Source organism: Nocardioides carbamazepini, from assembly GCF_024614185.1.
Taxonomy (GTDB): Bacteria; Actinomycetota; Actinomycetes; order Propionibacteriales; family Nocardioidaceae; genus Nocardioides; species Nocardioides carbamazepini.
Genome location: NZ_JAHTLF010000013.1, coordinates 1 through 17,395, shown reverse-complemented (window position 1 = coordinate 17,395; position 17,395 = coordinate 1). Strand labels below are relative to the sequence as shown.

16 protein-coding genes and 2 tRNA genes are annotated in these 17,395 nt (G+C 73.0%); 11 read left to right on the top strand and 7 right to left on the bottom strand.

Going from position 1 to position 17,395, the window contains the following annotated elements; genetic code table 11:
• The first annotated feature begins 49 nt into the window (after nucleotides 1-49).
• Nucleotides 50-125 (top strand) — tRNA-Asn (locus KVF89_RS06975).
• 67 nt (nucleotides 126-192) lie between these two features.
• On the opposite strand, the gene KVF89_RS06970 is transcribed toward KVF89_RS06975, so the two are convergent.
• Nucleotides 193-687 carry a hypothetical protein gene (locus KVF89_RS06970; RefSeq protein WP_257424508.1) on the bottom strand — a complete coding sequence of 165 codons (495 nt, stop codon included), beginning with the start codon at nucleotides 685-687 and terminating at the stop codon, nucleotides 193-195.
• Nucleotides 688-802: 115 nt separating this feature from the next.
• Here KVF89_RS06970 and KVF89_RS06965 point away from each other — a divergent pair, with 115 nt between their 5' ends.
• The 8 genes from KVF89_RS06965 to KVF89_RS06930 are packed head-to-tail and all read left to right on the top strand — an operon-like array spanning nucleotide 803 to nucleotide 9,719.
• A complete protein-coding gene (locus KVF89_RS06965; protein ID WP_257424507.1) occupies nucleotides 803-1,519 on the top strand; it encodes a response regulator transcription factor in 717 nt (238 codons plus the stop codon).
• On the top strand, nucleotides 1,519-2,949 hold the full coding sequence (locus KVF89_RS06960; RefSeq protein ID WP_257424506.1) for a sensor histidine kinase: 1,431 nt from the start codon (nucleotides 1,519-1,521) through the stop codon (nucleotides 2,947-2,949). Before KVF89_RS06965 ends, KVF89_RS06960 begins: the two co-directional genes overlap by 1 nt.
• 45 nt (nucleotides 2,950-2,994) lie before the next feature.
• Nucleotides 2,995-4,218, top strand: a complete 1,224-nt coding sequence (locus tag KVF89_RS06955) for an efflux RND transporter periplasmic adaptor subunit (RefSeq protein ID WP_257424505.1) — start codon at nucleotides 2,995-2,997, stop codon at nucleotides 4,216-4,218.
• A gap of 5 nt (nucleotides 4,219-4,223) precedes the next feature.
• Nucleotides 4,224-4,919 carry an ABC transporter ATP-binding protein gene (locus KVF89_RS06950; protein WP_257425245.1) on the top strand — a complete coding sequence of 232 codons (696 nt, stop codon included), beginning with the start codon at nucleotides 4,224-4,226 and terminating at the stop codon, nucleotides 4,917-4,919.
• Nucleotides 4,916-6,142, top strand: coding sequence for an ABC transporter permease (locus KVF89_RS06945; protein WP_257424504.1), 1,227 nt, complete (start codon nucleotides 4,916-4,918; stop codon nucleotides 6,140-6,142). Before KVF89_RS06950 ends, KVF89_RS06945 begins: the two co-directional genes overlap by 4 nt.
• A 29-nt stretch (nucleotides 6,143-6,171) precedes the next feature.
• Entirely contained in the window at nucleotides 6,172-6,981 is an 810-nt protein-coding gene (locus KVF89_RS06940; protein WP_257424503.1) for a DUF5666 domain-containing protein, read from the top strand.
• Entirely contained in the window at nucleotides 6,969-8,666 is a 1,698-nt protein-coding gene (locus KVF89_RS06935; protein ID WP_257424502.1) for an efflux RND transporter periplasmic adaptor subunit, read from the top strand. Before KVF89_RS06940 ends, KVF89_RS06935 begins: the two co-directional genes overlap by 13 nt.
• Before the next feature lie 57 nt (nucleotides 8,667-8,723).
• On the top strand, nucleotides 8,724-9,719 hold the full coding sequence (locus KVF89_RS06930; protein WP_257424501.1) for a phosphotransferase: 996 nt from the start codon (nucleotides 8,724-8,726) through the stop codon (nucleotides 9,717-9,719).
• A gap of 396 nt (nucleotides 9,720-10,115) precedes the next feature.
• Here the strand turns inward: KVF89_RS06930 and KVF89_RS06925 are convergent.
• The 4 genes from KVF89_RS06925 to KVF89_RS06910 all read right to left on the bottom strand — a co-directional run bounded on the left by KVF89_RS06925 (nucleotide 10,116) and on the right by KVF89_RS06910 (nucleotide 12,214).
• A tRNA-Ile gene (locus KVF89_RS06925) sits at nucleotides 10,116-10,189 on the bottom strand.
• Nucleotides 10,190-10,213: 24 nt separating this feature from the next.
• Nucleotides 10,214-10,969: a PIG-L deacetylase family protein gene (locus KVF89_RS06920; protein ID WP_257424500.1), complete on the bottom strand. Its 756-nt coding sequence runs from the start codon at nucleotides 10,967-10,969 to the stop codon at nucleotides 10,214-10,216.
• 12 nt (nucleotides 10,970-10,981) lie between these two features.
• A complete protein-coding gene (locus KVF89_RS06915) occupies nucleotides 10,982-11,434 on the bottom strand; it encodes a hypothetical protein (RefSeq protein WP_257424499.1) in 453 nt (150 codons plus the stop codon).
• A 45-nt stretch (nucleotides 11,435-11,479) separates the two neighbouring features.
• Nucleotides 11,480-12,214 carry a DUF72 domain-containing protein gene (locus KVF89_RS06910; protein ID WP_257424498.1) on the bottom strand — a complete coding sequence of 245 codons (735 nt, stop codon included), beginning with the start codon at nucleotides 12,212-12,214 and terminating at the stop codon, nucleotides 11,480-11,482.
• 41 nt (nucleotides 12,215-12,255) lie between these two features.
• Between KVF89_RS06910 and KVF89_RS06905 the strand changes: the two genes are divergently transcribed.
• Nucleotides 12,256-13,317 (top strand): DNA adenine methylase, encoded by a 1,062-nt coding sequence (locus tag KVF89_RS06905; RefSeq protein WP_257424497.1) that lies wholly within the window; start codon nucleotides 12,256-12,258, stop codon nucleotides 13,315-13,317.
• On the opposite strand, the gene KVF89_RS06900 is transcribed toward KVF89_RS06905, so the two are convergent.
• Nucleotides 13,314-14,225 carry a protein kinase family protein gene (locus KVF89_RS06900; protein WP_257424496.1) on the bottom strand — a complete coding sequence of 304 codons (912 nt, stop codon included), beginning with the start codon at nucleotides 14,223-14,225 and terminating at the stop codon, nucleotides 13,314-13,316. The genes KVF89_RS06905 and KVF89_RS06900 overlap by 4 nt on opposite strands.
• A gap of 10 nt (nucleotides 14,226-14,235) precedes the next feature.
• Nucleotides 14,236-15,609, bottom strand: a complete 1,374-nt coding sequence (locus KVF89_RS06895) for a serine/threonine-protein kinase (RefSeq protein WP_257424495.1) — start codon at nucleotides 15,607-15,609, stop codon at nucleotides 14,236-14,238.
• Nucleotides 15,610-15,664: 55 nt separating this feature from the next.
• Between KVF89_RS06895 and tyrS the strand changes: the two genes are divergently transcribed.
• Nucleotides 15,665-16,936, top strand: coding sequence for a tyrosine--tRNA ligase (gene tyrS, locus KVF89_RS06890; protein WP_257424494.1), 1,272 nt, complete (start codon nucleotides 15,665-15,667; stop codon nucleotides 16,934-16,936).
• Nucleotides 16,937-17,395 lie beyond the last annotated feature (459 nt).

Genomic DNA, 17,395 nt, shown 5'->3' with positions numbered 1-17,395 from the left:
CTGCCTTGCTAGGGTTTCCCCGCTCCACCTCGCGGGTGGAGCCGAGCATTCCCCCGTAGCTCAACTGGCAGAGCATTCGACTGTTAATCGAAGGGTTACTGGTTCGAGTCCAGTCGGGGGAGCCAGGCACGAAGCCCCGCCGGGTCACCCGGCGGGGCTTCGTCGTTCGCGACACCTGCCGGCACCCGCACCTCAGCTGCCCGAGGTGCCCTCGGACGAGTCGTCCTGGGGAGCCTCGCCCTCCTCCTGGGGCGTCATGCCGGGCGGGAGCTGCTGGCCCAGTCCGGGCGGCGGCCCGTCCCGGCCGTTGCGCCCGCCCCAGCCGGGGAACCCGTCCTGGCCGGGGCCGCCCATCCGCTGATGGCGGAAGTCGGGACCGTCGTCGTGGGCGGCGACCAGGGCGGTGCCGGCCCCGGCCCCGGCGCCGAGGACCAGCCCGGCGAGGGTCACCGCGAGCATCGCGCGGAAGCTGAACAGGCGGTCGCGCCAACGCGACCGGGGCGGGGGAGGCGCGGCGGCCGGGACGGGTGCGGCCGGTGCGGGCGGGCCGGGAGGAGGCACGGTTGGCGCGACCGGTGCGGGCTCGGTCGGTGAGGCGGCGTCCTGGCCCGCCGGATCGGCGGGTGCGGCGTGCTGGTCCGGCTGCTGGTCCGGGGTCTGGTCCGGGGTCTGGTCGTCCTGGGTCATGCCTCCACGCTCACCCCGGTCCCTGTGCTGACCCTGTGACCGGGCCGTGAAGAGCCGCAGGATGCGCACAAGGGATCCACAGGATCCGCACAGGTTGCTGGCACAGTCTGCTGTCATGACCGAGACCGCGACCCGCCCCGACGGCACCCCGCTGCGCGCTGTCGTCGTCGATGACGAGGTCAACATCGCCGAGCTCGTCGCGATGGCACTGCGCTACGAGGGCTGGGCGGTGGAGACCGCCCACACCGGTGGCGACGCCGTGACCGCGGTCCGCAGCCACGGCCCGGACGTGGTCGTCCTCGACATGATGCTGCCCGACTACGGCGGGATGGAGGTGCTGCGCCGGATCCGCGCCGACGACCCCAGTGTGCCGGTCCTGTTCCTCACCGCCCGCGACGCCGTCGAGGACCGGGTCGCCGGCCTCACCGCGGGCGGCGACGACTACGTGACCAAGCCGTTCTCCCTCGAGGAGCTCGTCGCCCGGCTCCGCGCGCTGGTACGCCGGGCCGGCACGGCCGTGGAGCAGAGCCGCTCCACCCTCGTCGTCGGTGACCTGGTCCTCGACGAGGACAGCCGTGAGGTCACCCGGGCCGGTGCGGAGATCACGCTGACCGCGACCGAGTTCGAGCTGCTGCGCTATCTGATGCGCAACCCGCGGCGGGTCCTCAGCAAGGCGCAGATCCTCGACCGGGTCTGGAACTACGACTTCGGTGGCCAGGCCAATGTCGTCGAGCTCTACATCTCCTACCTGCGCAAGAAGGTCGACGTGGGCCGGGCGCCGATGATCCACACGATGCGCGGCGCGGGCTATGTGCTGAAGCCGGCGGGCTGATGAGGGACCTCGTCCCGCACTCGCTCACCTCCCGGCTGGTCGTCACGGCCGTGGCTCTGGTCGCGGTGGTGTCGCTGCTCGTCGGGGCCGTGACCGCCGTCGGCATGCGCGCCTGGCTGATGGACCGCCTCGACGACGACGTACGTGCCGCGACGAGTCGCTCGGCCTCCATGTCGGGCGTCAGCGTGCCAGCCACACCTGCCCTTCCCGGCGGCACGGTACGGAGGTTCATCGGGCAGCCGGGGTTGGTCGACGCCACGTTCACGGACTCCGCCGGGCAGGGTTTCGTCGTCACCGACGGCGGCGAGCTCGCGCTCCTCGGCACCGATGAGCTCGACGCGCTGCGGAACGTGGCGCACGGTGGAGCCGAGACCGTCGATCTGGGTGACCACGGTCGCTACCGCGTGATGTCCGCGCGCCCGGGCGACGGCACTCGCGTGATCGTGGGGCTGCCGACCAGAGATGTCGACGACGCCACGATGTCGCTCGTGCGCTGGGAGCTCGCGCTCGCCCTGCTCGGCATCGTCGCCGCGGCGATGGCCGGCACCGCCGTCGTACGACGCCAGCTGCGTCCGCTCACCGAGGTCGCGGCCACGGCCCACGCCGTCTCCGCGATCCCGCTCGACGAGGGCGAGATCGCCATCACCGAGCGGGTGCCCGAGCGGCTGACCGACCCGCGCACCGAGGCCGGGCAGGTCGGCCTCGCCCTCAACCAGCTGCTCGCCCACGTCGAGTCGTCGCTGTCGGCCCGGCACCGCAGCGAGCAGCAGGTCCGCCAGTTCGTCGCCGACGCCTCCCATGAGCTGCGCACGCCACTGACGACCATCTCCGGGTACACCGAGCTCGCCCGCCGTCGCGGCGACGCCGAGACCGCGGCCGTGGCGCTGGCGAAGGTCGAGGAGGAGGCCGGGCGGATGACCACGCTCGTCGAGGACCTGCTCCTGTTGGCCCGGATCGACGCGGGCCGGCCGCTCGCGGCCGAGACCGTGGACCTGACCCGGCTGCTGATCGAGGCTGTCGACGACGCGCGCGTGGTCGCGCCGGACCACCGGTGGCGGATCGTGCTCCCCGCGGACGGTGAGCCGATCGAGGTCATCGGCGACGAGCATCGCCTGCACCAGGTGGTCACGAACCTGCTGACCAACGCCCGCAAGTACACCCCCGCCGGTACCACCGTCACCGTCACCGTGCGCGCCGACGGCTTCGACGTCCACGACGACGGTCCGGGCTTCCCTGCGGACCTGGTCGACACGGCCTTCGAGCGCTTCACCCGCGGCGACGCGTCCCGGCACCGTTCCGACGGCATCGGTCTCGGCCTGGCGCTCGTCCAGGCGATCGTCAGCGCGCACGGAGGCTCGGTCGCCCTGCGCAGCGTCCCGGGGGACACGCGGGTCACGGTCGTGCTCGGCGCTCTCACAGCCCCGGCATAGGTCCGACCGAGGAGCCGCACAGTCGGCGCCGCCAGGGTCGGACCTGTGAAACGCACGCTCCTGCGCCGCGTCGGCGCCCGTCGGTCCCGGCGGCTCGTCCTCGGCCTGGTCGCCTTCCTCGTGATCGCCGCCGCGATCGGCGGCTGGCTGCTCCTCCGGGACGACCAGCCCGCGGCCGCCGCGACCACCACGGCCACCGTGGCGACCCAGACCCTCAAGCAGACCGTCACGGCCAGCGGCACGGTCGAGGCGGCGACGACGGCGGAGCTGGCCTTCGACGTCAGCGGCACCGTGACCGACGTGTACGTCGAGCCGGGCGAGAAGGTGACGAGGGGCCAGCGGCTCGCCGCCATCGACGACGACGTGCTCCGAGCCGAGCTGGAGGCCGCGGAGAGCGCCTTGGACGCAGCGGAGACGGCCCGCTCCGAGCACCTCGCGGACGGCGCGTCCGACGAGCAGGCCAGCGCGGACCAGGCTGCGGTCCTCGCCGCCGAGTCGAGCCTGGCCCAGGCGAAGGAGGCCGTGGCCGACGCCGTGCTCCGGTCGACCACCGCCGGCACCGTGACCGCGGTGGGCATCGAGGTGGGGGACACCGCCGGATCCTCCGGCACGCCCGCCGGCTCGGATTCGTCCTCGTCCGACAGTGGCACCGCGGACGGCACCGTCACCGTCGTCTCGACGGGCAGCTATGTCATCGAGGCGACGGTCGCCAGCGGCGACGTCGGGAAGGTGAAGAAGGGCCTGCAGACCGAGATCACGGTCAGCGGGATCGACGAGACCGTCTACGGCACCGTCGCCGAGGTGGGGCTCGTCGCGGAGGCGGACTCGTCCGGCGCCGCCGTCTTCCCGGTGACCATCGAGGTGACCGGCGAGCGCGACGACCTCTACACCGGGACGTCGGCCGACATCGCGATCGTCGTCAGCCAGCGCGCCGACGTGCTCACCGTCGACAGTCGCGCACTGCGGACCGACGGGGAGACGACCTACGTCGAGCTGGTCACCGACGGCGCCACCGGCGCGACCGAGCGGGTCGAGGTCACCACCGGCGAGACGTCGGGCCTGGCCACGGAGATCCTCACCGGCCTCGCCGAGGGCGACGTGGTCGAGATCCCGGGCTTCTCCGGCCCCGGCGGCCCCGGCGGCTCCGGCGGCGGCGAGCAGATGCAGGAGCTCCGCCGCCAGATCGAGCAGGGCGGCGTGCTCCCCGAGGGCTTCGTCCCGCCCCAGGGCGGCGTCCAGGGCGGCGTGTCCGGCGGGGGACCGCGGTGAGCGTGATCATCGAGCTCGAGGGCGTGCGCAAGACCTACCGCTCCGGCAGTCTCGCGTTCGAGGCGCTGCGCGGCATCGACATCCGGATCGACGAGGGCGAGTACGTCGCCGTGATCGGCCCGTCCGGTTCCGGCAAGTCGACCCTGATGAACCTGCTCGGCTGCCTCGACCTGCCGACCGAGGGCCGGTACGTCCTGGCGGACGAGGACACCTCGAGCCTCGACGAGGCGGCTCTCGCCGCGATCCGCAACCGCCGGATCGGCTTCGTCTTCCAGCAGTTCCACCTCCTGCCCTCGATGACCGCCTGGCGCAACGTCGAGCTGCCGCTCGTGTACGCCGGCCTGCCGCGCCACGAGCGCAGGGACCGTGCGATCGCGGCCCTGGAGAGGGTCGGGCTCGGCGACCGCGTGGACCACCGCCCGGGTGAGCTGTCCGGTGGTCAGCAGCAGCGGGTCGCGGTGGCGCGGGCCCTGGTCACCGAGCCCGCGCTCCTGCTCGCCGACGAGCCCACCGGCAACCTCGACTCGCGCTCGACGAGCGACGTGCTCGGCCTCTTCGACGAGCTCCACGCCAGTGGGCGCACGATCGTGCTGATCACCCACGAGCCCGACGTCGCCGCGCGCGCCGGGCGCAACCTGGTCATCGACGACGGCCTGATCGCCGTGGACCGGCCCACCGCTGCCGCGGGAGTGGCCCAGTGAGCTGGTGGGAGACGGTCCGGTCGGGACTGGCCGCGATCCGTTCCCACCGGTTGCGCTCGTCGTTGACCGTCCTCGGCATCGTCATCGGCATCTCGTCGGTGATCCTCACCGTCGGCCTGGGGCAGGGCGCCCAGAAGGAGGTCAAGGACCAGATCGACGCGCTCGGCTCCAACCTGCTCATCGTGTCGCCGGGCAGCAGCACCGACGGATCCGGGGTCCGCGGCGGATTCGGCTCCGCATCGACCCTGACCTACGCCGACGCGTCGGCGATCGCCGACCGTGACGTCGTACCCGACGCCGCCGGGGTCGCCCCGGCCACCACCAGCTCGGTGTCGCTCGTCAACGGCGACACCAACTGGACGACCTCCCTCGTCGGTACGACGACCGACTGGCTCGCTGTCCGCAGCCGCGGGCTCTCGGCGGGGCGCTTCTTCACCGCCGAGGAGGCGGCCCAGGGCGCGGCCGTCGCGGTGATCGGTCCCGACACCGCCTCGGAGCTGTTCGGCCGGCAGAGCCCGGTCGGCCAGCAGGTCACCGTCAACGGGACCCGGGTCACCGTGGTCGGTGTCCTCACCTCCTCGGGTGCCTCATCGTCGGGGAGCAGCGAGGACGACCAGGCGGTCGTCCCGGTCGGCACCGCCAGCCGACTGACGGGCAGCACCAGTGACACGGTCTCGACGATCTACGTGGAGGCGGCGAGCGAGGACCGGCTCTCCGCTGCCTACCAGGAGGTCCGGGCGCTGTTGGCCAACCGGCACGGCGTCACGACCGCCGACGCCGACTTCTCCATCTCGACCCAGGACTCCCTGGTCGAGACCGCCAACGAGACGAACCGGACCTTCACGGTGCTGCTCGGCGGCGTCGCGGCCATCTCCTTGCTGGTGGGCGGCATCGGCGTCATGAACATCATGCTGGTCTCCGTCACCGAGCGCGTGCGCGAGATCGGCCTGCGCAAGGCGCTCGGCGCCGCCCCGAACGTCATCCGGCGCCAGTTCCTGGTCGAGGCGTCGCTGCTCGGACTGACGGGCGGGCTGATCGGAGTCCTCCTCGGCATCGTCGGCGCCCAGGTGCTGCCTCAGCTCATCGACCAGGCCGTCGCGGTCTCCGGGCTCGCGACGGTCGCCGCTCTGGCCACGTCACTGGCGCTCGGCGTCGGGTTCGGCGTCTATCCGGCCGGCCGGGCCGCCCGTCTCACCCCGATCGACGCGCTCCGCAGCGAATGACCAACCCGAACCACGACCCAGGAGTACCGATGTCCGTTCCTCTCCTCCGCTCGTTCGCCGCCGGCGCCGTCCTTGCGGTGCTGCTCACCGGCTGCGGCGACGACGCGCCGACCTCGACAGCGGCCGGTGGCGGCGACGCCCAGGAGCTGGACGTTGCCGGCGGCCCCGGCAGCGGACGCGGCATGCCGGGCACCTTCGGCGAGATCGCCGCGGTCGACGGTGACGTCCTCCAGGTCCAGAACCAGCTGACCGGACAGGTCGCCGTCACCGTCACCGGCGACACGGCCATCACCACCCAGGCCGCGGCCACCGTCGCCGACGTCACCGAGGGCATGTGTGTCATGGTGCGCAGTGCGGACGCCGAGACATCGGATGCCGCGGGCTCCGACGACGCTCCGCCGACCGAGATCGAGGCCGCCTCCGTGGCCGTGTCGCCCGCCGGTGACGGGGGCTGCACCGGCGGCTTCGGCGTTGCCGTCGGACCCGGCGGCCCCGAGGGCCCCGACGGCGGGCGACCCACCGATCTCCCGTCGGATCTCCCGTCGGATCTCCCGTCGGACCGGCCAGACGGCATGCGTGCCGGTGGGCGGGTCGGGCTCGGCACCGTCGGCCAGGTCTCCTCGGTCAGCGACAGCGGGTTCGTCATCGACGGGCTGGACGGCGCCGTCACGGTCACCGTGGGCACCGCGACCGCCTATACGAAGCAGGCGGCGGCCGAGGCGAGTGCCCTGACGGTCGGACGGTGCGTCCGCGTCCAGGGCGACGCCGACGACACGGGCGCCGTGACGGCCACCTCCGTCCAGGTCAGCGACCAGGTGGACGACCAGTGCGGTCTCTGATCCGGTCCCGGCGCATCGCCGTCCCGCTCGCCGTCGTGGCCCTCGCCGGGACCGGCGTGGCGGCGTACGGTGCGGCCGCCGACGACAGCGTCCACTACCGCACCGTCGCCGCCGCGCGCGGCGACGTGGCCGAGGAGCTCACCCTCTCCGGCACGATCACTCCCAGCGGCACCTCCGCGCTGGCGTTCGGAACCGCTGGCACGGTCGCCCGCGTGCGGGTCGAGCAGGGCGACGACGTGCGGCAGGGGCAGGTGATCGCGGTCCTCGACCGGGCGTCGCTGCGTGCGGCCGTCGACCGGGCCAGGTCGGACGTCGCGGCGGCCGAGGCACAGCTGGCCGACGACCGCGAAGCACAGACGACCGCGGTCGACCAGGCGACGTCGGCCGACAGCGCGCAGGACTCGCCCGCGAAAGGCACCGGCGACACCGGTGACAAGCCCGGCACCAGTGACGCCGGCTCCGGCGCCAACGCCGAGGTGCTGGCCCAGCTGAGCGCACAGCAGGACGCGGTGGTCGCTGCCCGGTCCGCGGCAACCGCCGCGCTGGCCGTGGCCGCGGACAAGCTCGGAGCGCAGCAGCAGGCGTGCGCCGACCCGGTGGCGACCGATCCAGGGCCTGGCGGCCCTGCCACGGATGCCCCCACGACGGACGCGGCCCCGGCACCCGCCGCGACCGAGGGGATGCTCAGCGACGCCTGCGCGGACGCGCTGACGGCGGTGCAGGCAGCCCAGGTCGGCGCCTCCGCCGCGCAGGACGTCCTGCAGAAGGCGCTGGAGACGCTCGGCGCCACGCTGACCGGAGCGTTGGGCAGCGTCTCCGCGACCGCCGGCGCGATTCCCAGCGAGACCCCCGACGCGACCCCCAGCGCCGGCCCGGACGCCGCGAGCAGCTCGCCGAGCGGCACGGCCGGAGCCGGATCCGGCGAGCCCACCCGTACCGTCACGGCGGCCACCCTGGCCGAGGACCAGGCCGCCATCGACAAGGCGGCCGCCTCGTTGGCGTCGGCCCGCGCCGACCTCCGGGGCGCCATCGTCCGCGCGCCCGCCGACGGCACGCTCGTGACGCTGGGGGTGGGTCCCGGCGACCGGGTCGCGACCGGTGACACCGTCGGCGCCCTGGTCGCCCCCGGCCTGACGACCGTGACCGTCGAGGTCAGCGCGGCCCAGGCAGAGGAGCTGGCGACCGGGACGGCCGCCGAGGTCACTCCGGCCGGCGCGACCGAGCCCCTCGCCGGCACCGTGGGCCGGATCGAGCACACCGCGTCCAGCTCCTCCACGTCCGCCGCCGCCCCCACGTACGCCGTGGAGGTCCTGCTCGACGACCGTGACCTCGCCCTCGCCGAGGGCATGCCGGCCACGGTCGCGATCGTGGTGGGCTCCGCCGAGGACGTCGTCGTGGTGCCCGCCTCGGCGGTCAGCGACGGGGCCGTCACGGTCGTCGACGGCACGGGGAAGGCCAAGCTCACGCGGGTCGCGACGGGCCTGGTCGGGGCCACCGACATCGAGATCACCGACGGCCTCGACGAGGGGGACGAGGTGGTCCTCGCCGACCTGGATGCTGAGCTGCCCGGCGGTGACTCCCAGCAGCAGGGTCCCGGCGGCTTCGGGAGTGGTCTCAGCGGCGGGTTCGGCGGTGGCGACGGGGTCCTGATGGGGCCGCCCGCCGGCGTCACCATCCGCCGATGACGCTGCCCGTGAGGAAACCGGTGGCGCCGGCGGCCCTCGCGGGGTGACGCTGCTGGGGTGAGCACGAGCACCTGGACGAGCGCGATATGGGCGACGGAGGAGTTCCGCGCCGAGCTGTGCGCGTTCCTGACCGCCGCGGTCGGGGTCCCCGAGCGGGTCGAGGTCGTCGCTGTCCGGCCCTGGTCGGCCGTATGGCGGGTCACCGCCGGTGGCCGGTCCTCGTACGCCAAGCAGAACTGCCCGGGCCAGGCCCACGAGGCCCGGTTGATGGCGAGGCTGGCGCGGCTCGCCCCGGACCATGTCGTGCCGGTCCTCGCGGTCGACGCCGACCGCGACCTGCTACTCACTGCCGACCTCGGGCCGACCGTCCACGACCGCGGGGGAGCGAGGGATCTCGCGACCTGGGCCCGCATCGCGGCGGACGCCGCGGACCTCCAGCGCCGCGTCGTCGCCGAGGTCGACGACCTCCACCTCACCGTGCTCGCACCCGCCGACGCCACGACGTACGTCGCCGACGCGGTCGGCCGCCTCGCCGCCCTGGCTCCCGACGACCCGCGCCGCCTGGCGCCCGAGGTCGCCGTCCTGCTCGAGGCGCTCCTCCCGACGGTGGAGCGCTGGTCGGACCTGGTCGAGGACCTCGACCTGCCGCTGACCCTGCTCCACAACGACCTGCACGCCGAGAACGTCGTGCTGGCTCCCGACGGCACCCTGCGCTTCTTCGACTACGGCGATGCCGTCATCGGCGACCCGCTCGCCGGCCTCTACGTCCCCCTGGCCATGGCTCGCCAGTCCCTCGACCTGCCCGTCGGCGACCCGCGGCTGTGGCGGATCGCCGACGCCGCCCTCGAGATCTGGTCGGACCTCGCCGCTCCCGCCGACCTGCGCGCCGCACTCCCCGCCGCCCTCCAGCTCGGCCGGCTCGCCCGCGTGGAGTCCTGGCGGCGCTGCGTCGCCACCATGACGCAGACGGAGCGGGCCGAGTTCGGCTCCGCCCCCGCCGTCCGGCTGGCCTCGCTGCTCGATCCCGTCCCGCTCGGTTCCGCCGCCTACTAGATTGCACCCTGTGGCACGTCGGCAGGGGACCGCGATCAGCATCTGTCTGCCCTGGGTGCTGCTCCAAGGCGGACTGTTCCTTCCCGCGGTGGTCGGCATGTTCGGCCACCGCGAGTCCGAGGGCGCTCCGTGGGGTTGGTGGGTGTTGTCGGCCCTCCTCGCCTCCTGGCTCGGCTACTGCCTGGTGCGCAATCTGGCTCTCATGTGGGTCGCCCCGGTGAGCGAGACCCGCCGCTGGCATGTCGCGCCGCTGTTCGTCCTGGGCCTTCTCCTGGCCCTCCTCGCGAGCGGACTGCTGTTGGACGGCGCCCCGAATGACCGGCCAAAGGGGGGTGCCGTGCTGATCGTGGCGCTGTCGGTGCTGGCTCTCGGCGTGCGCGAGGTGGTGCGTCTGCGTAGGGCGGGTGGGGCTCGAACCCACGACCCAAGGATTATGAGTCCTCTGCTCTGACCGACTGAGCTACCGCCCCGAGGGGCCCCACCCTAGTGGCGGCTCACTCGCCCCAGCCCATGGGGAACACCTCGAAGGGGGCGGCGAAGGCGACGCCCAGACGCGAGCCCGTCGATCGGGACATGCCCTCGAGGAACTCCCGTGGGTCCCAGTTCTCCCACCCCAGCCCGTCGATGTAGGCCGCGTGCGCCTTCAGCGACTCCACGCCGGCGTCGAAGGTGTCGGTCGTGTCGACGGCGTGGGTGGACTCGGGTGAGCCGAACGCCCACACCTCGCGCACCCCGCCCCACGGCTCGAGACCGCCCGGCCCGGTAGCGAGCTGATCGGGGAAGACCCACCGGTTCCCTGCGTCCCGTACGCCGTCCACGACCGCCCGGCCGACCGCGATGTGGTCGGCCTGGTTGAGGTTCCGCCCGCCCCAGGTGTCGCGGAAGTTGCCGGTGATCACGATGTCCGGCCGGTGCCGCCGGACCTCGGCGGCGATCACGCCGCGCAGCGCGACGCCGTACTCCAGGACGCCGTCGGGCTGGCGCAGGAAGTCGACGACGTCGACGCCGACGATCTGCGCGGAGCGGACCTGCTCCTCCTCGCGCACCTCGCGACACGCATCGGGGGCGAGCCCGTCGATGCCGGCCTCGCCGCTGGTCACCATGCAGTAGACGACGTGCTTGCCCTGTCCGGTCCAGCGGGCAACCGCGGCCGCGGCGCCGAACTCCATGTCGTCGGGGTGCGCGACGACGCACAGGGCACGCTGCCAGTCCTCGTCGAGCGGCTGGAGCGGTGAAGGGGTCTCGGTCATGTCCTGAGGATGTCAGTCCACGGCGTCGAGGGCCACGAGCAGCGTCCCCACCGTCAGCACCAGGAAGATGAGCCCGTGCACGGCCACGGCGGCCCGTGGGATCTGCTTCTCCGCCACCCGCACCTCCGCCGGGTCGCCGGGATCCAGGATGCCCTGACGCGGGGAGGGCCGGTCGACGACCGGCGAACCGGTCAGCGTCTTGAGCGCCATCACCGCACCGCCACTCGCGGTGAGCAGCAGCAGGGCGAAGGTGGCCCAGGCGAACGTCTTGTCGTCGTTCGCCAGGTAGGCCAGCCAGCAGGAGAAGGTGACGATGGCCGCGAGGGGGTGCACGAACGCCACGAGATCGGGGATCCGCGTCGCGCGCGCGTTGCTGCTGCGCTGGCCGGCGCCCAGGACGAAGCTGTACAGGTAGCCCCCGACGAGCAGCTGCGCCACGAACAGGCCGGTCACGAGGATGGACATGACCGGGCGGTACCCGCCGGGCCCCGCGGCACTCGGCGCGGGGACTCAGGAGGTCAGGCCGAGCCGCCGGCTCAGTGCCACGGCATCATGGGGTGCGCGCCCACGGGCGTCGTTGTCGAAGTAGACGAAGACGTCGGCGCGCTCGGCCCACTGCCGGCACTTCTGCGCCCATCGGTCCAGCGAGCGCGGTGCGTAGCCGCTGGCGTAGAGCTCGGTGTGTCCGTGCAGCCGGACGTGGACGACGTCGCTGGTCACCACCTCGGCCATCGGCCAGCGTCCGGGGGAGTCGGAGACGACGCAGCCGATCCCCTGCTCGCGCATCTGGGCGAACGCCTCGTCGACGCAGAAGCTGCGGTGCCGGAACTCGACGACATGTCGTGCCCAGCGCGGCAGCGAAGAGAAGAAGTCGCCCATGAGGGCGGCGTCGTAGGGGAGTGAGGCGGGCAGCTGCCACAGGACCGGCCCGAGCTTGTGCTCGAGCTCCTGCACACCGGAGCCGAAGAACCGTGCCAGCCCCTGCTCGACGTCACGCAGCCGCTTGAGATGGGTGATGAACCGGCTGCCCTTGACGGCCAGCACGAAGTCGTCGGGCGTCTCGTCCCGCCACCGCTCGTACGTCGACGGCCGCTGCAGCGCGTAGAACGAGCCGTTCACCTCGACCGACGACAACCGCTCCGCGAGATAGGCGAGCTCGCGCCGCTGTGCGAGGCCCTTCGGGTAGAAGTCACCACGCCAGGACGCGTAGGACCAGCCCGACGTGCCCACCCGGATCCGACCCATCACCGCGCGGTACCCGCGAGCCGGCGCCCTAGGCTGCCGTCGTGATCAAGTACCTCGGCTCGAAGCGCACGCTCGTGCCCGTGCTGGGGGAGCTGGCGGTCGCGACCGGTGCCCGGACGGCCGTGGACCTGTTCACCGGTACGACGCGGGTCGCGCAGGAGCTCAAGCGCCAGGGGCTGCGGGTGACGGCCGCCGACCTGGCGTCGTACTCCGCGGTGCTGAGCGACTGCTTCGTCGCCACCGACGCCGACACGGTGGACCTCCACGGCCTGGACGCCGAGCTCGCGCGGCTCGCCGCCCTGCCCGGCGAGCGCGGCTATGTCACGGCGACCTTCTGTGAGCAGGCGCGCTTCTTCCAGCCGCGCAACGGCCGCCGCATCGACGCCATCCGCGACGCGATCGAGCGGGACCACCCACCGGGGAGCCCGTTGCGGCCGCTGCTGCTGACCAGCCTGCTGCTGGCCGCGGACCGGGTCGACTCGACGACCGGCGTGCAGATGGCCTACCTCAAGCAGTGGGCGCCGCGCTCGAACGCCGACCTCGACCTGCGCCGCCCCGCCCTGCTGTCCGGTCCCGGGCGGACCGTTCACGGCGACGCGATGACCGTGGTCGACGAGCTGGAGCCGGTCGACCTCGCCTACGTCGACCCGCCCTACAACCAGCACCGCTACTTCGCGAACTACCACATCTGGGAGACCCTGGTCCGCTGGGACGCACCCGAGCACTACGGCATCGCGTGCAAGCGCGTCGACGTCCGCGAGCGGCGCAGCGTCTTCAACAACCGCCGCGCGATGCCGGCGGCTCTCGCCGACCTGCTCGGCCGCCTGCGCGCGGAGGTGGTGCTGGTCTCCTACAACGACGAGTCCTGGGTCAGTCCCGAGGAGATGACCCGCTGGCTCCACGACGCCGGCCATGCGAGCGTCGAGGTACTCGCCTTCGACCGGAAGCGGTACGTCGGCGCGCAGATCGGCATCCACAACGCCGCCGGCGAGCGGGTCGGTCAGGTCGGCCGGCTGCGCAACGTCGAGTACGTCTTCGTCGCCGGGCCGCGGGACCGGGTCGAGGCCGCGATCCGGACCCAGGAGTCCCCGCTCCAGCGCTAGTGGGCCGTCGCGTCCGCGATGAGCAGCCGGTCGCCGTCCTGGACCAGGAAGAGGGTGATGTCCTCCGTGCGGGTGCCACCGCCCGCGAGCCGGTAGCGGTAGGTGTAGCTGACGGACATGGCCCGCGGATCGCCGGTCACGGACAGCAGCCGCGGGTCGCGGATCGATGCCCAGACCTGCTGGTAGCGCGGGCTGCGTTGCTGATAGGCCGCCGTCAGCCAGGTGAAGCCGAGGTCCGGGTCGCCACTGGCGGTGGCCACATAGTCGCGGGCGAAGCTCTCCAGCTCCGCCGCGGTGGGTGGCGTCGGATCCGCCGAGGGCTCCGCGGTCGTCGGCTCCTCCTCCGCCTCGGTGCTCGCGGCGTCCGAGCTCTCCGGCCGGGTGCGGGGCGCGTCGTCGCCGCCGGTGAAGAGGAGGGCAGCACCGACGACCCCGAGCAGCGCGAGCACGGCGGCGCCGGCGAGCACCAGCGCCCCGACCGGGAGGGGCCGGCGCTCGGCGGGCGGCGCGACCCGGGCGCGGAGGTAGTCGGCGAGCTCGGCGGCCGAGGGGCGCTCGCGCGCCTCAGGCCTCAACCCGAGCTCGATCAGCGGCGCCAGCCACCCGGTCGTCCGCGGCACGGTGGGTGGCGTGCCGTAGGCCCCCGGCGGATGGCCGGTCGTGGCGTGCAGGAGCACGGCCGCGAGGGACCAGACGTCGTCGGCCCCACCGGGCGCGGTGTAGGCGGGGTCCGGCGCCACCCGGGAGCTGTCGACGAGCAGCGCCCGACCGCTCTCGTCGACCTCGACGGCCGCGGGCGAGATCGCGCCGTGCCGGCCGGAGGCGGCGTGCACGGCCGCGACCGACTCGGCCACCGGCAGCAGCAGCCGGGCCGCGTCGTCCGGTGACAGCACGCCGTACCCGCTCATTGCGAGCAGGCTACCCAGCGGTGGCGCCGTCGATCAGGAGCTTTCCGAACTCGTCGACCAGCTGCAGCGTGACCCGCTCCGTCCGGCGGCCCTCGCCCTGGAGGACGTAGGCGTAGCGGTAGGTCACGGTCATCGCCGCGGGATCCGCCGTGACCGCGATCAGCCGCGGGTTCTTCACCCGCCCCCAGAATCCGACGTAGTCCGGGCTGCTCGCCTGGTACCGGGCCGTCAGCATCGCGAAGCCCGCACCCGGGTCCTGGCTGGCCGTGGCGACGTACGTGCGGGCGAACTCCTCGAGCTCGGCGGCCGTCCGCGCGGCCGCCGACGTGGCCGGCCCGCTCGGCGTGCCGGCCGTGCCGGGCGTCTCCCGGGTGACAGGCGTGTCGTCGTCCCCGCCCGGCCGCAGGACCAGGACGGCAACGACGAGCAGGACCAGCACCACCGCGACCGCGGCACCGGCGACGACCCCGGTCGTGCGTCGGGTGCGGGGAACGGCCGGCAGCGCCATCGTCTGCTCCGCGGCGACGGCGGTGCGGGACAGGACGTCGCGCACCGCCGCCATGGTCGGCCGTGCCCGCGGGTCCTTGGCCATCGTCGCGGCCAGGAGCGGCGCCAGCCACCCCGCGTCCGGGACGACCGGCGGGTCCTCGTGGGCGATCCGGTAGACCACGGCCAGCGGACCGTTGTCCAGGTCGGCGCGGTGGTACGGCGGCCGCCCGGTCAGCAGGTGCACGAGGGTCGCGCCCAGCGACCAGACGTCGCTCGCCGGCGTCGCCTGGCCGCCGGTCGCCACCTCGGGCGCCAGATAGGCAGGGGAGCCGGTCACCAGCCCGGTCCGGGTGAGCGTCGCGTCCTCGGCGCCGCGGGCGATGCCGAAGTCGGTGAGCTTTGCACCGTCGGGCCCGGCCAGGATGTTCGAGGGCTTCACGTCGCGGTGGACGATCCCGAGCGCGTGGGCCTGGGCGAGCGCATCGGCGACGGGCGCCAGCAGCCGGGCCGCGTCGTCGGCGGCGAGGGGGGCGTCCCGTACGACGGCGGACAGGGCCTGGCCGTCGACGTACTCCATGACGAGCCAGGCGCCGTCGGCGTCGGTCACGAGGTCGTGGACGGCGACGACGCTCGGATGCCCCAGCTGGGCCGCGAGCCGCGCCTCGCGCTCGGCGCGGACCGCGTCGCCACCGATCCCTGCGGTCGAGCCGAGTCGCTTGAGCGCCACCCGGCGGCCGAGCACCTCGTCGTGCGCCGACCACACGGCACCGCCCGCGCCGCGCCCGATCTCCTGCTGGAGCGCGTACCGCCCCGCTACCCGTTGGTTGGTGGTCATCGTCCTCGCAACGTACCCGCGTCGATCGACGACGGCCCACTGGGCCGTCCTGTCGTCCATGGGGCACCCTTGGTGCGGGAACCGTCCCATCTCACCGCACGACGAAAGGATCGACGTGTCCGTCGACACCACGCTTCTGGACGACCTGGAGTGGCGCGGCCTGCTGGCCGAGTCCACCGACCGCGAGGCGCTGCGTACAGCCCTGAGCGCGGGCAGCGTCCGGTTCTATGTGGGCTTCGACCCGACCGCGCCGAGCCTGCACATGGGCAACCTGGTCCAGATCGTGACGGCGATGCGGCTCCAGCGCGCCGGCCACACGCCCTTCGCGCTGGTCGGCGGTGCCACCGGGATGATCGGCGACCCCCGCGACTCGGGGGAGCGCACGCTCAACTCGCTGGACACCGTCCAGGAGTGGACGGCGCGGGTCCGCGGCCAGATCGAGCCCTTCCTCTCCTTCGAGGGCGCGAACGCGGCGACGATGGTCAACAACCACGAGTGGACCGGGGGTCTGTCGGTCATCGACTTCCTCCGTGACGTCGGCAAGCACTTCCCGGTCAACCGGATGCTCGCCCGCGAGACGGTGAGGCGCCGGCTCGAGTCCGGCATCAGCTACACCGAGTTCTCCTACGTGCTGCTCCAGTCGATGGACTTCCTGACCCTCTACCGCGAGCGGGGGGTGTCGCTCCAGTTCGGCGGCTCCGACCAGTGGGGCAACCTGACGGGCGGTGTGGAGCTGATCCGCCGCGCCGAAGGCGGTACCGCCCACGCGTTCGCCACGCCCCTCATCACCAAGGCCGACGGCACCAAGTACGGCAAGACCGAGGGCGGCGCGCTGTGGCTCGACGCCGAGATGATGCCGCCCTACGCCTTCCACCAGTTCTGGCTCAACGTCGAGGACGAGAAGGTCGGTGAGCTGCTGCGGGTCTTCACGTTCCTGCCGCGTGAGCAGATCGAGGAGCTCGAGGCCCGGCACGCCGAGAAGCCATTCCTCCGCGAGGCGCAGAAGGTGCTGGCCGACGAGGTCACCACCTTGGTGCATGGCGCGGAGGAGACGGAGAGCGCCAAGGCTGCGGCCGAGGCCCTCTTCGGGGGCGGCGACGTCACCGCGCTCACGGCCGCGACGCTGGCGGCCGCCCTGGGCGAGGCCGGCACGGTCGACGTCGACGGCACCGGAGGCATCCCGGACGTGGTCGAGCTGCTCACCATCACCGGCCTCGCCAAGTCCAAGGGGGAGGCCCGACGCACGGTGGCCGAAGGCGGCGCGTACGTCAACAACGTCCGGGTCGACGATCCCGGCCACGTGCCCGCGACAGCAGACCTGATCGCGTCCTCGTGGTTGGTGCTGCGGCGCGGGAAGAAGCGGTTCGCCGGCGTCAGAGTGCGCTGAGAGAGTCCCTCGTGGGCGGCCTCCTGGAGGCCGCCCACGACTGCTTCCGGGGCCCGCACAGCCCCTCGGGGCGTCCTGTGGCCCGGGTCACGTCGTTTCGATTTGTGCTTCCGCGGGGGAGTGCGTAATGTTCCCTCTGTCGCCGGGTGCGGCGGGAGACAACACGGCGGTCAGCCGGGGGGTTTCCGGCCCCGCGACCACCAAGTCTCGAACTCCTGGTTCGGGCGCCGGTCAGAAAAGCAAGCCTTGCGGGTTTGGTACAGACCGGGGTCAGAGTCTAGAGTCGCGGACTGCATCAGCTCGAGGACGAACCGGCAACGGGAAACCTCGAAGCGTGTGATGTTTGAGAACTCAACAGTGTGTCATGCATAGATTGTTGTGACGTTTGTGTGCGTCTGGCTCTGTGTTGATGGATTCCTTCGGGGGTTTGGATTCTGGGGTTGGGCGTGTGTTTTCGGC

What these genes read in the sequence shown, in the direction of transcription:
- KVF89_RS06960 (WP_257424506.1), top strand. Translation starts at nt 1,519, where the DNA reads ATGAGGGACCTCGTCCCGCACTCGCTCACCTCCCGGCTGGTCGTCACG.
- KVF89_RS06920 (WP_257424500.1), bottom strand. Translation starts at nt 10,969, where the DNA reads ATGACCGAGACCCCTTCACCGCTCCAGCCGCTCGACGAGGACTGGCAG.
- KVF89_RS06970 (WP_257424508.1), bottom strand. Translation starts at nt 687, where the DNA reads ATGACCCAGGACGACCAGACCCCGGACCAGACCCCGGACCAGCAGCCG.
- KVF89_RS06910 (WP_257424498.1), bottom strand. Translation starts at nt 12,214, where the DNA reads ATGGGTCGGATCCGGGTGGGCACGTCGGGCTGGTCCTACGCGTCCTGG.
- KVF89_RS06915 (WP_257424499.1), bottom strand. Translation starts at nt 11,434, where the DNA reads ATGTCCATCCTCGTGACCGGCCTGTTCGTGGCGCAGCTGCTCGTCGGG.
- KVF89_RS06965 (WP_257424507.1), top strand. Translation starts at nt 803, where the DNA reads ATGACCGAGACCGCGACCCGCCCCGACGGCACCCCGCTGCGCGCTGTC.
- KVF89_RS06940 (WP_257424503.1), top strand. Translation starts at nt 6,172, where the DNA reads ATGTCCGTTCCTCTCCTCCGCTCGTTCGCCGCCGGCGCCGTCCTTGCG.
- KVF89_RS06895 (WP_257424495.1), bottom strand. Translation starts at nt 15,609, where the DNA reads ATGGACGACAGGACGGCCCAGTGGGCCGTCGTCGATCGACGCGGGTAC.
- KVF89_RS06900 (WP_257424496.1), bottom strand. Translation starts at nt 14,225, where the DNA reads ATGAGCGGGTACGGCGTGCTGTCACCGGACGACGCGGCCCGGCTGCTG.